This window comes from Prevotella aff. ruminicola Tc2-24 (assembly GCF_900110895.1).
GTDB lineage: Bacteria > Bacteroidota > Bacteroidia > Bacteroidales > Bacteroidaceae > Prevotella.
This window is the reverse complement of sequence record NZ_FOIQ01000005.1, coordinates 116,802-130,163: the sequence shown is the minus strand read 5'-3', so window position 1 is coordinate 130,163 and position 13,362 is coordinate 116,802. Positions and strand designations below refer to the sequence as shown.

The 13,362-nt window shown below is 48.6% G+C and carries 12 protein-coding genes; 10 read left to right on the top strand and 2 right to left on the bottom strand.

Features of this window, described 5'->3' with window-relative positions; translation table 11 throughout:
* The first annotated feature begins 129 nt into the window (after window positions 1-129).
* The 4 genes from BMY63_RS09970 to BMY63_RS09955 are packed head-to-tail and all read left to right on the top strand — an operon-like array spanning window position 130 to window position 2,794.
* Window positions 130-360: a 4Fe-4S dicluster domain-containing protein gene (locus tag BMY63_RS09970; RefSeq protein ID WP_036911182.1), complete on the top strand. Its 231-nt coding sequence runs from the start codon at window positions 130-132 to the stop codon at window positions 358-360.
* Between the two features lie 3 nt (window positions 361-363).
* Window positions 364-1,446 carry a 3-methyl-2-oxobutanoate dehydrogenase subunit VorB gene (locus BMY63_RS09965; RefSeq protein WP_091900446.1) on the top strand — a complete coding sequence of 361 codons (1,083 nt, stop codon included), beginning with the start codon at window positions 364-366 and terminating at the stop codon, window positions 1,444-1,446.
* A 3-nt stretch (window positions 1,447-1,449) separates the two neighbouring features.
* The gene (locus BMY63_RS09960; RefSeq protein WP_091900445.1) at window positions 1,450-2,220 is read left to right on the top strand and encodes a thiamine pyrophosphate-dependent enzyme; all 771 of its coding nucleotides are present in this window, start codon (window positions 1,450-1,452) and stop codon (window positions 2,218-2,220) included.
* A 31-nt stretch (window positions 2,221-2,251) separates the two neighbouring features.
* Window positions 2,252-2,794, top strand: coding sequence for a 2-oxoacid:acceptor oxidoreductase family protein (locus tag BMY63_RS09955; protein WP_091900444.1), 543 nt, complete (start codon window positions 2,252-2,254; stop codon window positions 2,792-2,794).
* 70 nt (window positions 2,795-2,864) lie between these two features.
* On the opposite strand, the gene BMY63_RS09950 is transcribed toward BMY63_RS09955, so the two are convergent.
* The gene (locus tag BMY63_RS09950) at window positions 2,865-3,269 is read right to left on the bottom strand and encodes an FMN-binding protein (protein WP_091916389.1); all 405 of its coding nucleotides are present in this window, start codon (window positions 3,267-3,269) and stop codon (window positions 2,865-2,867) included.
* A 96-nt stretch (window positions 3,270-3,365) separates the two neighbouring features.
* Complete coding sequence (locus BMY63_RS09945) at window positions 3,366-5,852, bottom strand: glycoside hydrolase family 2 TIM barrel-domain containing protein (RefSeq protein WP_091916388.1); 2,487 nt, start codon at window positions 5,850-5,852, stop codon at window positions 3,366-3,368.
* Window positions 5,853-5,973: 121 nt separating this feature from the next.
* On the opposite strand from BMY63_RS09945, the gene ilvD reads away from it, so the two are divergent.
* The 6 genes from ilvD (at window position 5,974) to ilvC (ending at window position 13,305) form a co-directional block, all read left to right on the top strand.
* Window positions 5,974-7,776: a dihydroxy-acid dehydratase gene (gene ilvD, locus BMY63_RS09940; protein WP_091900441.1), complete on the top strand. Its 1,803-nt coding sequence runs from the start codon at window positions 5,974-5,976 to the stop codon at window positions 7,774-7,776.
* A 10-nt stretch (window positions 7,777-7,786) separates the two neighbouring features.
* Complete coding sequence (gene ilvB / locus BMY63_RS09935) at window positions 7,787-9,502, top strand: biosynthetic-type acetolactate synthase large subunit (RefSeq protein WP_091916386.1); 1,716 nt, start codon at window positions 7,787-7,789, stop codon at window positions 9,500-9,502.
* Between the two features lie 13 nt (window positions 9,503-9,515).
* Complete coding sequence (gene ilvN / locus BMY63_RS09930; protein ID WP_091916377.1) at window positions 9,516-10,070, top strand: acetolactate synthase small subunit; 555 nt, start codon at window positions 9,516-9,518, stop codon at window positions 10,068-10,070.
* A 7-nt stretch (window positions 10,071-10,077) separates the two neighbouring features.
* Complete coding sequence (locus BMY63_RS09925) at window positions 10,078-11,334, top strand: glycosyl hydrolase 53 family protein (protein ID WP_091916376.1); 1,257 nt, start codon at window positions 10,078-10,080, stop codon at window positions 11,332-11,334.
* A 13-nt stretch (window positions 11,335-11,347) separates the two neighbouring features.
* Complete coding sequence (locus BMY63_RS09920; protein ID WP_091916375.1) at window positions 11,348-12,091, top strand: acyl-[acyl-carrier-protein] thioesterase; 744 nt, start codon at window positions 11,348-11,350, stop codon at window positions 12,089-12,091.
* Window positions 12,092-12,255: 164 nt separating this feature from the next.
* Window positions 12,256-13,305 carry a ketol-acid reductoisomerase gene (gene ilvC, locus BMY63_RS09915; RefSeq protein ID WP_091900436.1) on the top strand — a complete coding sequence of 350 codons (1,050 nt, stop codon included), beginning with the start codon at window positions 12,256-12,258 and terminating at the stop codon, window positions 13,303-13,305.
* Window positions 13,306-13,362: the final 57 nt, after the last annotated feature.

Sequence of the window (13,362 nt, the reverse complement as noted above, 5' to 3'; positions counted from 1 at the left end):
TTTTCGTGACGAAAATGAAGAATAATGGGGGCGTAAATGTAAAAAACCTAAGGAAATTTGTTTATTTGCTTACTTATTGTTACCTTTGCACCCAATTTTAGAAATTAGTGCATTAATACATAAGATAATATGGCAAAATTGAAAGGCGCCATTGAGGTGAATACTGAAAGATGCAAGGGATGTTCGTTGTGTATCATCGCTTGTCCCCAGAAGGTGATCGCTCTGGCCAACAAAGTGAATTTGCACGGTTATCCCTATGTGGAGGCTGTCAACGAGGAGGCCTGTGTGGGTTGTGCCTCGTGTGGCATCGTCTGCCCAGATGGTTGTATCACCGTGTATCGTAAAAAAGTGGAGGAATAAGCTATGGCAGAAGAAAGAGAAGTTGTGTTGATGAAAGGTAACGAGGCGATTGCCCACGCTGCTATTCGTTGCGGATGCGACGGCTATTTCGGCTATCCTATTACTCCGCAGAGTGAAGTGATTGAGACGCTGGCTGAACTGAAACCCTGGGAGACCACTGGTATGCAGGTGGTGCAGGCAGAGAGTGAACTGGCTTCAATTTATATGGTCTATGGTGCTGCCGGTGCCGGTAAGCGTGCCATGACCTCCTCTTCATCACCTGGTATTGCACTGATGCAGGAGGGTATCACCTATATGGCTGGCGCCGAGGTGCCAGGTGTGTTCGTGAACGTGCAGCGTGGCGGTCCCGGACTGGGAACCATCCAACCTTCACAGGGAGACTATTTCCAGGCTACTCGTGGTGGTGGTAATGGTGACTATAAGGTGATCGTACTTGCACCGTCGTCTGTGCAGGAGATGGCCGACTTCGTGGATCTCGCTTTTGAGTTGGCATTCAAATATCGTAACCCTGCCATGATTCTCTCTGATGGTGTGATCGGTCAGATGATGGAGAAGGTGGTGTTGCCGCCATTCAAGCCCCGTCGTACAGACGAGGAGGTTATCAAAGAGTGTCCATGGGCTTCTACTGGTAAGCCAAAGAACCGTGAGCGTGTGGTAATCACCTCACTGGAGTTGAAGCCGGAGATCATGGAACAGCGTAACCTTGCCCTTCAGGAGAAATATCGTAAGATTGAGGAGAACGAAGTGCGTTATGAGATGCAGCAGTGCGATGATGCTGAGTATGCCATCGTGGCTTTCGGTAGTGCTGCCCGTATTGCAGAGAAGGCTATCGAGGTTGCTCGTGAGCAGGGCATCAAGGTTGGTCTGTTCCGTCCTATCACCCTGTTCCCGTTCCCCACGAAGGAGATCGCAGAGTTGTCTAAGAAGGTCAAAGGTATTCTCGTGGCAGAGATTAACGCTGGACAGATGGTTCAGGATGTCCGTCTCGCTGTGAACGGTGCCGTACCTGTAGAGCAGTTCGGTCGTCTGGGTGGTATCGTCCCCGATCCCGAGGAAATTGTTAACGCACTGAAAAAGGTCATGTAAGCTATGGATAGAAATCAGATCATTAGTCCAGAGAACATCGTCTGCAAGAAGCCGACGCTGATGAACGACAATAATATGCACTACTGCCCGGGCTGTAGCCACGGTGTGGTACATAAGCTCATTGCCGAGGTCATCGAAGAAATGGGTATGGAAGACAAGACCGTAGGTGTATCGCCTGTAGGCTGCGCTGTCTTCGCATATAATTATATTGATATCGACTGGCAGGAAGCTGCACATGGTCGTGCTCCCGCACTGGCTACGGGTATCAAGCGCTGCTGGCCCGACCGTCTGGTGTTCACCTATCAGGGTGATGGAGACCTGGCATGTATTGGTACTTGTGAGACCATCCACGCCTTGAACCGTGGCGAGAACATTGTCATCATCTTCGTCAACAATGCCATCTATGGTATGACGGGTGGTCAGATGGCTCCTACCACACTGATTGGTCAGAAGACCTCTACTTGTCCTTACGGTCGTGATCCAGAGATCCACGGTTATCCTCTGAAGATGGCTGATATTGCCGCTCAGTTGGAGGGAACCTGCTACGTCACTCGTCAGAGTGTGGAGAGTGTGGCTTCTATCAACAAGGCTAAAAAAGCTCTTCGTAAGGCTTTCGAGGCTTCGATGGCTGGCAAGGGCTCGAGTCTCGTAGAATTCGTCTCCACCTGTAACAGCGGTTGGAAACTCACTCCTGCCAAGGCTAATGAATGGATGAAGGAGAATATGTTCCCCTTCTATCCAAAGGGAGACCTGAAAGATACCACAAATCTTTAATTAAGTGTTAGGAATTAAGAATTAAGAAAAGATGAAGAAAGAGATAATTATTTCAGGTTTCGGAGGTCAGGGTGTGCTCTCTATGGGTAAGATTCTGGCCTATTCAGGACTGATGGAGGATAAGGAGGTGACATGGATGCCGGCCTATGGTCCTGAGCAGCGTGGTGGAACAGCCAACGTGACGGTTATCGTCAGTGATGAGCGTATCTCTTCGCCCATCCTCAGTAAGTACGATATCGCCGTGGTACTCAACCAGCCCTCACTTGAGAAGTTCGAACCGAAGATCAAGCCAGGTGGTATTCTGATCTACGATGGTTTTGGTATTATCAATAAGCCAACCCGTAAGGATATTACCATCTATGAGATCAATGCCATGGACAAGGCTGCCGAGATGAAGAACGGTAAGGTGTTCAATATGATTGTGCTTGGTGGTCTGTTGAAGGTGGCTCCCGTAGTCAGCGACAAGGGTGTGGAGAAAGCACTCTATAAGACTCTTCCCGAGCGTCATCACGGATTGATTCCTCTGAATATGCAGGCTCTGCAGGAGGGAGGAAAGATTATTGAGCAGAAGTAATCTCTACGGTTATACATAAAAGAAATCCCCACTTCTGGTGGGGATTTCTTTGTTTATATACTATTTATGGTTATTTGTGCGACTGGTAGTAGTCGAGTCCCAAACGGACATTCTTCACGACTGCCTCGGAGGAATAGGTGGCACCGGTAACGGCATCGACCTTCAGCTGGGAAGCCTCCTTTACTTTCAGCCCGTTCCATTTCTCCAGAAGGGCTTTCTTGACCTTGGCATAATACTTCGGGCTTTCTGCACTTTTCAGGGCCTCAATCTTCACGACTGTATTTTTCTTGATGTAGATCTTCAAGGGAGTCGGTCCGTTATAACCCTCTATATCCTTGCCGATAGATGTCGTATTGATCACGAACATACCATCTTCCTTTGTCATCGTGTTATCATTGATGCCGGCACTCAGGAGTGTGAGTGATATGGCGATGATTGAACAGATGCTCAGTGCTTTGATTTGATTTCTTTTCATTGTTATCACCTTATTTAATCTTTTCGAGTTGCAAAGGTAAGCATTTAATTCTGTTTGTACAATAGCAAAGGTACAAAATCATTATTTTTTGGTATGTTATCTGGTTGGAATATCGATGGCCTGTGAGAGGTTCAGATGTTCATCCGTTACCTTGAGTGTGATGGCTCCTGCCTCTTTGGTACTGCGTACAATCACGACAAGTTGACCGTGGAAAAGCTTCATCGTCGGTTGGGTGAAGGACTCCAGACTGGTGGCATCACCATTGCAGACAGCTTCGAAGGAACCAGCACCTGAGACCTCGAAGGTCAGTTGGTCGGAAGCATCGGGAATAAGAGTACCTTGGGCATCGGTCAGTGAGACGGTCACGAAAGCAAGGTCGTCACCGTCAGCCTTCAGAAGATGACCTTCAGCCATCCATGCATCAAGTTGGAGCTTGGCAGGTTTGCCGGCGGTACGGATGATCCGTTCGCCAGCGAGATTGCCTTGTCCGTCGTAAACCACGACCTTGATCTCACCCGGCTCGTATCTTACATCGTTCCAGCGCAGGCGGTAGCGATCGAGACGACTGGCGGGATTCTTGGATATCTTACCTTGACTTTTGCCGTTGACGAAGAGTTCAGCGGTGGGGTAGTCGGTATAACAGTAGACGGGCGTCATTTCTCCCCGACGTTTCTTGTCCCACGTCCAGTGGGGTAACAGATGGATGGTGTGTTCGTCCTTGTTCCATTTCGAGCGATAAAGCCAATAACGATCCTTGGGTAGTCCAGCCAGGTCGCAGATGCCAAAGTAGCTGCTGCGTGATGGCCAGTATTCATCATAGGGCGTCGGTTCTCCGAGATAGTCATAACCCGTCCATACGAACTCACCAATCACCCATGGTTTATCGTCTTGCCATACCCAGTCGTCATCGGGTAGATTACTCCATGAGCAGTATTCAACATCATAGCTGGAGCATTGTCCGTCGGCGGTCTGGATAGCAGTAGGGTCATAGGTAGGTGCCCACGAGGCATAGCGCGAGTTGTCGGTAATCTCAACAGGGAATTTATACACGCCACGACTGCTTACCGTTGAGGCGGTCTCACTTCCTAGAAGAAATCCTTGTGGTAGTTGTTCGATATTCTTTGAGTACTTATGCACCCGATAGTTAAAGCCAGGCACATCCATCACCTGAGCAAAGCCGCTCTTCAGTGCCTCCTCTGCGCGGTCCATACCTTGTGTGACAGGACGGGTGGGATCGAGCTGATGGCACAGCTCCTGCAGATGGCAGGATATCTCACGGCCTTTCTCGCTACCTTGTTCGGGAATCTCATTGCCGATGCTCCACATGATGATGCTCGGGTGGTTTCGGTTGACAAGCACGAGGTTCGTGATATCTCTGTCGGCCCACTCGTTAAAGAAACGGGCATAGCCATTCTTGCACTTCGGATAGAGCCACATGTCGAAACTCTCGGCCATGACCATCATACCCAGAGAGTCGCAGATATCCATCTGCATCTGACTCGGCATGTTATGTGAGGTGCGGATGGCATCGCAGCCCATCTCTTTCATCGTCTTAATCTGACGGATGAGGGCTGACTTATTGATGGCCGTGCCAAGAGGTCCCAGGTCGTGATGCAGACAAACACCTTTGATCTTACGTGTGACACCATTCAGTTGGAAACCGCCTTCTTCCGAGACGCTGACGGTGCGGATGCCGAAACGCAGGCGTGTCTCATCTATAGTCACAACATCAGCTATTCCTGCCGCCTCGTCCACATCTTCACGAACAAGACTAAGTCCCAGGGTATACAGATATGGTGTCTCTGGTGTCCATAACGAAGGTTCTTCCACCTCAATCGTAGATGTCAGGTCACCGTGGGCTGGAACCTTCACCCAGTTTGTCTTAACAATCTGTCCGTCTCGGTCGATCAAGGAAATGAAAATCTCCTGTTCCTCCAGAGGGTTCTCTACCTTAGCTGACACGCGGATGAGTGCTTTATTCTCTTGTATTGATAAGGTTTGCACGCAGGTCTGCCACATATCAATGTGACTTTTGGGTGTCAGTACCAGTTTTACGGGACGATAAATGCCTGCGCCGGGATACCAACGACTGCTTTCCTCGACGTTCTTCAGGTCGACCTCCAGAAGATTATCACCAGTCTTGATATAGGGTGTGATATCAATGCGGAAGGCATTATAGCCGTAGGCCCAGTAGCCTGCTTTGTGACCGTTAATAGATACAGATGGTTCGGCCATTGCTCCGTCGAATACGAGTTCGGCATGTTCATAGCCTTCGGGAATCTGGAATGTCCGTCGGTAATGACCTTCTCCAATCCATGGTAAGGCACCAGAGCGACCGCTCTTCTCGGTGGCTTGTTTTTCCCCGTTCTGTTCGATAGCAACCGTCTGCAGGTCCCATTTCTTATCGAAAGGACCGCTGATGGCCCAGTCGTGTGGCACGCTGACAGTCTTCCAGACCGCTCCGTCATTGTCGCATGAACCTTTGCAGAATTGCCAATTGTCGGAAAGGGTGATTTCACAACGAGGTTGTGCGATGGCGGTTGCTGCAACAGCCATTGTCAGCACAAGGAGTTTGATTCTCATAATTGACTATTGTTTTAGTTGACTATATACGGTGCAAAAATACTAAAAAAACTCGAATTTGTTGGTCGTTTGGCAGATTTAATGTAAATTTGCACCTAAATTTGTTGGAAATACTTAAAAAATGAAACATCAGTTGAGAAGTGCTGTCTGTACTGAAGGCAGAAGGATGGCAGGAGCTCGTGCGCTCTGGGTGGCAACAGGTATGAAACCGGAGCAGTTTGGTAAGCCGATTATCGCCATCGTGAACTCCTTTACGCAGTTTGTTCCGGGACACACCCATCTGCATGAGATTGGGCAGATTGTCAAGGCCGAGATAGAGAAGATGGGCTGTTATGCGGCCGAGTTCAATACGATTGCCATCGATGACGGTATCGCCATGGGTCATGACGGCATGCTCTATTCCTTGCCTTCACGTGATATCATCGCCGACTCTGTGGAGTATATGGTGAATGCTCATAAGGCTGATGCCATGATCTGCATCTCAAACTGCGATAAGGTGACCCCTGGTATGCTGATGGCCTCGATGCGACTGAATATCCCAACGGTATTCTGTAGTGGTGGTCCGATGGAGGCAGGGAAATGGCGCGGAGAGAATGCCGACCTGATTACAGCGATGGTTAAAGGCGCCGATCCTTCGGTCAGCGATGAGGAGATGAAGGAGATAGAAGGCTGTGCCTGTCCTGGTTGCGGTTCCTGCTCGGGTATGTTCACTGCCAACTCGATGAACTCATTGACAGAGGCTATTGGTCTGTCGTTACCTGGCAATGGTACGATTCTGGCTACCCATACCAATCGTGTGGAACTCTTCAAGGCTGCTGCCCGTCAGGTGGTGAAGAATGCCTTTGCCTATTATGAGGATGGTGACGAGTCTGTTCTTCCCCGGAGCATTGCAACGCGTCAGGCATTTATGAATGCCATGGCTCTTGACATCGCCATGGGCGGATCTACGAATACGGTGCTTCATCTGCTTGCTGTTGCGCAGGAGGCTGGTGCTGATTTCACTATGAAAGATATAGATGCGTTAAGTCGTCAGGTGCCTTGCTTGTGTAAGCTTGCCCCGAATACACAGAAGTACTCTGTTCAGGAGTGCGGTCGTGCCGGTGGAATCCTGGGTATCTTGAATGAACTTAATAAGGGCGGACTTGTTGATGGCTCTGCCATACGTGTGGATGGTATGACACTTTCTGAGGCGATGAAGAAATACAGTATCGTAGACAGTGCTATCGATCCAGAGGCAAACCGCATCTATCAGACGGCTCCTGGTAATCGTTTCTCAACGAAGATGGGATCGCAGTCGGAAGAGTGGGGAACACTTGACACCGATCGTGCGAATGGTTGTATTCGTGATTTGTCCCATGCCTATACTAAGGATGGTGGACTTGCAGTTCTCTTCGGTAATATAGCCCAAGACGGCTGTGTGGTGAAGACTGCAGGTGTTGATGAGACATTATGGCATTTTGAAGGACCTGCAGTGGTGTTCGACTCTCAGGAAGATGCCTGCGAAGGCATCCTTGGCGGTAAGGTGAAGAGCGGCGACTGTGTGGTGATAACCCATGAGGGGCCCAAAGGCGGACCTGGCATGCAGGAGATGCTTTATCCTACATCATACATCAAGAGTATGCACCTTGGTAAGGAATGTGCGTTGATTACTGACGGTCGTTTCTCGGGTGGAACGTCGGGACTCAGTATCGGACACATCTCCCCGGAGGCTGCTTCTGGTGGTAATATTGGTAAGATCAAGGATGGTGATATCATCGTGATAGATATCCCTAGTCGTTCCATCTGCGTGAAGCTCTCTGATGAGGAACTGGCTGCTCGCCCGCAACAGCCGATGAGACGTAACCGTTTGGTTAGTAAGGCACTTCGTGCTTATGCTCAGAGCGTCTCATCTGCAGACAAGGGTGGAGTAAGGATTATTGAGTAGGAAAAATGATATGGAAAAGAAAATGATAACAGGTAGCGAGGCGCTGATGAGGGCGTTGCAGAACGAAGGGGTAAAGACTATTTTCGGTTATCCCGGAGGATCTATCATGCCTGTCTATGATGCACTATACGACTATACAAGAGGAGAAAAGAAAGCGTTTGATCATATCCTTGTTCGTCATGAACAGGCTGCGACACATGCAGCCGAGGGTTTTGCACGTGTCTCAGGTCATGTGGGAGTAGCTTTAGTGACCAGTGGTCCGGGTGCAACGAACACACTGACGGGTGTTGCAGATGCCATGCTTGATTCTACGCCAATTGTGGTCATAGCAGGACAGGTGCCTATTGCTGCATTGGGTACAGATGCGTTCCAAGAGGTTGATCTCGTGGGTCTTGCGCAACCGATATCGAAATGGAGCTACCAGATCCGACATGCAGAAGATATCGCATGGGCTGTGAGTCGTGCGTTCTATATAGCACGTAGCGGTCGCCCCGGTCCTGTTGTTCTTGACTTCCCGAAGAATGCTCAGACAGAAATGGTTGACTTTGAGCCGAAGAAGGTTGACTTCGTGCGCTCCTATGTGGCTTATCCAAAGCTTGATGCAAAAGCCGTGAAAGAAGCTGCAGATTTGATTAACCAGGCGAAGAAACCTATGGCACTTGTTGGCCAGGGTGTTGAACTTGGTAATGCACAAGAGGAGTTAGTGCGCTTCCTTGAGAAAGCTGATATACCAGCCGGACGAACAATGCTTGGACTCTCTGCTCTGCCCAGTACTCATCCGCTTAATGTGGGTATGCTCGGTATGCATGGAAATTATGCGCCCAACCTAAAAGAGCAGGAGTGTGATGTGCTTATCGCCATCGGTATGCGTTTTAGTGACCGTGTGACGGGTAATCTCAAGACCTATGCGAAGCAGGCAAAGGTGATTCATCTCGATATAGACAGAAGTGAGATTGACAAGAACGTAAAGAGCGATGTGGCTGTGATTGCCGACTGTAAGGAGTCGCTACCGGCGCTTACAGCCCTCATTCAGAAGGCTGATCACCGTGAGTGGCGCGACTCATTCCTGCCTTTGGCGGAGAAAGAACGTGAGAAGGTGATAGAGCCTGCCATCCATCCGACGGAAGGACCTTTGTTGATGGGTGAGGTAGTCAATGCGGTAGCGGAGGCTACACAGGGTGATGCAGTCCTAGTGACAGATGTTGGACAGAACCAATTGTTTGCCACTCGCTATTTCAGATATCCCAAGAAACGTAGCATCTGTACTAGTGGTGGTTTGGGTACCATGGGCTATTCCATGCCTGCAGCCATTGGCGCGACATTCGGAGCACCCGACCGGACTATTGTCAGTTTCTCCGGTGACGGTGGATTCCAGATGTGTATTGAGGAGTTAGGCACGATTATGGAGCAGCAGTGCCCGGTCAAGATGATCTTGATGAACAATCATTATCTCGGCAATGTACGTCAGTGGCAGGATATGTTCTGGAAACGTCGTAAGTCGTTCACCAAGATGTTGAATCCCAACTATGAGATGATAGCCAAAGGTTATGGCATCCCTTATCAGGCAGTAGTTGACCGTAAGGATCTTGCTGCGGCAGTCGAAAAGATGCTCTCTACTGATGGCCCATATATCCTTGAGTGTGCTATCCTCGAAGACGACGATGTACTGCCCATGACTCCTCCAGGTATGAACGTCGATGATATGATGCTGGAGATAGAAGTATAATTTATTGATTGCAATGGAAGAAAAAAAGTTATATACCCTTCTAGTCTATTCTGAGAATATCGCTGGTATTCTGAATCAGATTACTGCGGTGTTTACTCGTCGGCAGGTAAATATTGAAAGTCTGAACGTGTCGGCTTCAAGTATCCCTGGCGTTCACAAGTACACCATCACGGCATGGAGCGATGAGGATCAGATTATTAAGATCACCCGTCAGATAGAGAAGAAGATCGATGTGGTGAAGGCAAACTATTTTACTGACGAACAGTTGTTTATTCGTGAATCAGGTCTGTATAAACTCACGACCGATATGGTGATGAACAATCCGGAAATCTCACGCACAGTCCGCAGATTTGATGCCCATATCATTGAGGTGAACCCCACCTATGTGATTGTCATGAAACATGGTATCACAGAGGATATCATCTCTCTTTATCGGGCTCTTGATGCTTTCGGATGTGTACTCCAGTATACCCGTAGCGGACGCATAGCCGTTACTCGCGGCATGCAGGAGCAGGTAAGTGAGTTCCTTGAGCAACGTGAGCAGGACCTCTTAAAGACAGATAACTGAAAGAGGGATGAAGTGTAAGACCATATTAATGATGGTGCTGTTGTCGCTGACGTCGCAACTCTTTGCGCAGGATTTATATGTCGGTGGTGATGTCTCGTTGTTACAGCAGTATGATGATTATGGTGTGTCTTACTACGATCAACAGGGACAGCCTATCAGTGATGTGCTGACTTATATGAAGAGTGAAGCTGTCGGCTGGAATGCCCAGCGTGTGCGACTCTTTGTCGATCCTAATCCGGCTCTTGAATATAACGATCCGGCTGTTTGTCAGGATCTGGCTTACGTCGCCCGATTAGGAAAGCGTATCAAGGATGCAGGATTTGCTTTTATGTTGGACTTCCACTATAGTGATGTGTGGGCTGATCCAGCTAAGCAATGGACGCCAATGGCCTGGCTTTCACTAAATGACACGGAGCTACAGACAAAGATTTATGAGTATACGAGGGATTGCTTGACAAAACTGGTGGAAGCCGGTGCAACTCCCGACTTCATACAGACGGGTAATGAAATATCTTATGGTATGCTGTGGGGGGAGAAAGGCTCTGGTAGTAATCGTTGTTACACTAATTCGGATGATAATTGGCCACGTTTCATTGCCTTACTTCAGCAGGCAGGAAAAGCCTGTCGGGAGGTGTGTCCACAGGCGAAGATAGTCATCCATACCGAACGTAATGGGCAGCCTGATGTCTTAAGAGGTATCTATGAACGGTTGACGAGTGTAGACTACGATATTATCGGACTGAGCTATTACCCGTTCTGGCATAAGGGTCTTTCTACTCTGTCGGAATCATTGAATATGCTGGCTACAGTCTTTCCGGATAAGAAAGTACAGATTGTAGAAACCGCCTATTATTATCAATGGCAGCCACAGGTCGGCAATGGCATTGACTATGACTTCTCTTCGACGTGGCCTGCCACTGCAGAGGGCCAAGCTTCTTTTGTCAGAGATCTTATCGCTGAACTCAAGAAACATAGCAATGTAAATGCGCTCTACTGGTGGTTCCCAGAGGAGAATGGGACTGGTCCGAACAAAGCAGTTATCGGCGGTTGGCTTAACCGTGGACTATGGGATAATAACACACATTGTGCCCTGCCAGCCCTCTATGAGCTGAAATCATTCTTTGATGGAAGAACGGGCATAGCTTCTGTAATGGCAGATATGGATGACAGTAAATGGTACACCTTACGGGGGGTATGCCTTGATTCTTGTCCTGCCTTTCCTGGTATTTATGTAAGGAACAGACAGAAGGTGGCTGTCAAATAGTTTTTTATGAATAATGGATAAAGTAGGAAAATACGAATTTTTGGCGGAGCCGTTCCATTGTGATTTTAATGGAAAACTTTTCATGGGACATCTGGGTAATCATATGCTTAATGCTGCCGACTTCCATTCTACGGCTCGAGGTTTCGGTATGAAGTACCTGATGACGATTAAGCGTTCTTGGGTCTTATCGCGTCTGGCTATTGAGATGATTGAGATGCCGACACAGTATACGAAGTTCACGGTTGAGACTTGGGTGGAGAGTGCAATGCGCTATTTTACCAGCCGTAATTTCCGCGTAATAGGAGAAGATGGGAAAGTGTATGGCTATGGGCGTAGTATTTGGGCGATGATTGATACGGAGAGTCGGCAGCCCACAGACATTTTTTCTATCGACAATGGAGCGATTAACGACTGGATTGAAAAAGAAAAGGAATGTCCGATAGATAAGGGCGGTCGTGTAAAGATGGATGATCAGGCGGAACTCGTCCGTACCATCGATACTTATTATAATGATATAGATATCAATGGACACGTGAATTCCGTGAAATATATCGAGCATGTGCTTGACCTCTGGGATCTTGCTTGGTATAAGGAACATCAGATCAAACGTTTTGAGATCGCCTATGTGGCTGAGGCTCATCAGGGTGATCAACTCAGCTTCTATCGAACAGCATCTGGTGACAGCGAATATTGCGTTCGCATATGCAAGGAAGGCGATGTGGAAACCTGTCGCAGCAAGGTCACCTTTTTCGATTAAAAGTTTGGCGGTCTCGCCATAAATGATTAATTTTGCAAGCGATTTTAAGTTAACCCCTCGTCGTACCCTCGGGTAGGGTAGGAATGGACTGACAAGACGACGGCTCTCGGGTAGGGCTGGCACGGTACATAGGGATAAGTATAACATTCAAAACAAAAACTATTATGGCAGAAATGAATTTTGGTGGCGTTATCGAGACTGTTGTCACCAGTAAGGAATTTCCTTTGGAGAAAGCACGTGAAGTATTAAAGGATGAGGTGATCGCTGTGATCGGCTATGGCATCCAGGGGCCTGGTCAGGCATGTAACCTGCGCGACAATGGATTTAATGTAATTGTCGGTCAGCGTCAGGGTAAGACCTATGACAAGGCTGTTGCCGATGGCTGGGTTCCCGGTGAGACGCTCTTTTCTATTGAAGAGGCTGCCGAGAAGGGCACTATCCTTTGTATGTTGCTCTCCGATGCTGGTCAGATTCAGGTATGGCCAACCATCAAGAAATATCTGAAGCCTGGCAAGACTCTTTATTATAGTCATGGCTTTGCTATTAACTGGAGCGATCGTACGGGTGTGGTTCCTCCTGCAGATGTTGACGTGATCATGGTGGCTCCTAAGGGCTCTGGTACATCTCTTCGTACAATGTTCTGTGAGGGTCGTGGCCTGAACTGTTCATATGCCGTTTATCAGGATGCTTCCGGTAAGGCAAAGGACAAGACTCTTGCCTTTGGTATCGGTATCGGTGCTGGTTACATGTTTGAGACAACCTTCCAGCGCGAGGCAACCAGTGACCTGACAGGTGAGCGTGGTTCTTTGATGGGTGCTATTCAGGGTCTTCTGCTCGCTCAGTATGAGGTGCTTCGTGAGAACGGACACACACCATCTGAGGCCTTTAATGAGACTGTCGAGGAACTGACTCAGAGCCTTGGCCCGCTTTTCGGTGAGAAGGGTATGGACTGGATGTATGCCAATTGCTCTACCACGGCTCAGCGTGGTGCGCTCGATTGGGCTCCCCGTTTCCATGATGCCATCAAGCCTGTTATGGAGTGGTTGTACTACTCCGTGAAGACCGGTAATGAGGCTCAGATCTCTATCGACTCTAACTCTAAGCCCGACTATCGTGCTGGTCTGGAGAAGGAATTGGAGGCGATGCGTAATCAGGAGATGTGGCGTGCTGGTGAGACCGTGCGCAAGCTTCGTCCAGAGAATCAGGATGTATAATTAATAAGAATAGACACGGGGACGTACGACGCCCCCGTGTTTTATTATATTCAATCA

What these genes read in the sequence shown, in the direction of transcription:
- BMY63_RS09970 (WP_036911182.1), top strand. Translation starts at nt 130, where the DNA reads ATGGCAAAATTGAAAGGCGCCATTGAGGTGAATACTGAAAGATGCAAG.
- BMY63_RS09965 (WP_091900446.1), top strand. Translation starts at nt 364, where the DNA reads ATGGCAGAAGAAAGAGAAGTTGTGTTGATGAAAGGTAACGAGGCGATT.
- BMY63_RS09960 (WP_091900445.1), top strand. Translation starts at nt 1,450, where the DNA reads ATGGATAGAAATCAGATCATTAGTCCAGAGAACATCGTCTGCAAGAAG.
- BMY63_RS09955 (WP_091900444.1), top strand. Translation starts at nt 2,252, where the DNA reads ATGAAGAAAGAGATAATTATTTCAGGTTTCGGAGGTCAGGGTGTGCTC.
- BMY63_RS09950 (WP_091916389.1), bottom strand. Translation starts at nt 3,269, where the DNA reads ATGAAAAGAAATCAAATCAAAGCACTGAGCATCTGTTCAATCATCGCC.
- BMY63_RS09945 (WP_091916388.1), bottom strand. Translation starts at nt 5,852, where the DNA reads ATGAGAATCAAACTCCTTGTGCTGACAATGGCTGTTGCAGCAACCGCC.
- ilvD (WP_091900441.1), top strand. Translation starts at nt 5,974, where the DNA reads ATGAAACATCAGTTGAGAAGTGCTGTCTGTACTGAAGGCAGAAGGATG.
- ilvB (WP_091916386.1), top strand. Translation starts at nt 7,787, where the DNA reads ATGGAAAAGAAAATGATAACAGGTAGCGAGGCGCTGATGAGGGCGTTG.
- ilvN (WP_091916377.1), top strand. Translation starts at nt 9,516, where the DNA reads ATGGAAGAAAAAAAGTTATATACCCTTCTAGTCTATTCTGAGAATATC.
- BMY63_RS09925 (WP_091916376.1), top strand. Translation starts at nt 10,078, where the DNA reads ATGAAGTGTAAGACCATATTAATGATGGTGCTGTTGTCGCTGACGTCG.
- BMY63_RS09920 (WP_091916375.1), top strand. Translation starts at nt 11,348, where the DNA reads ATGGATAAAGTAGGAAAATACGAATTTTTGGCGGAGCCGTTCCATTGT.
- ilvC (WP_091900436.1), top strand. Translation starts at nt 12,256, where the DNA reads ATGGCAGAAATGAATTTTGGTGGCGTTATCGAGACTGTTGTCACCAGT.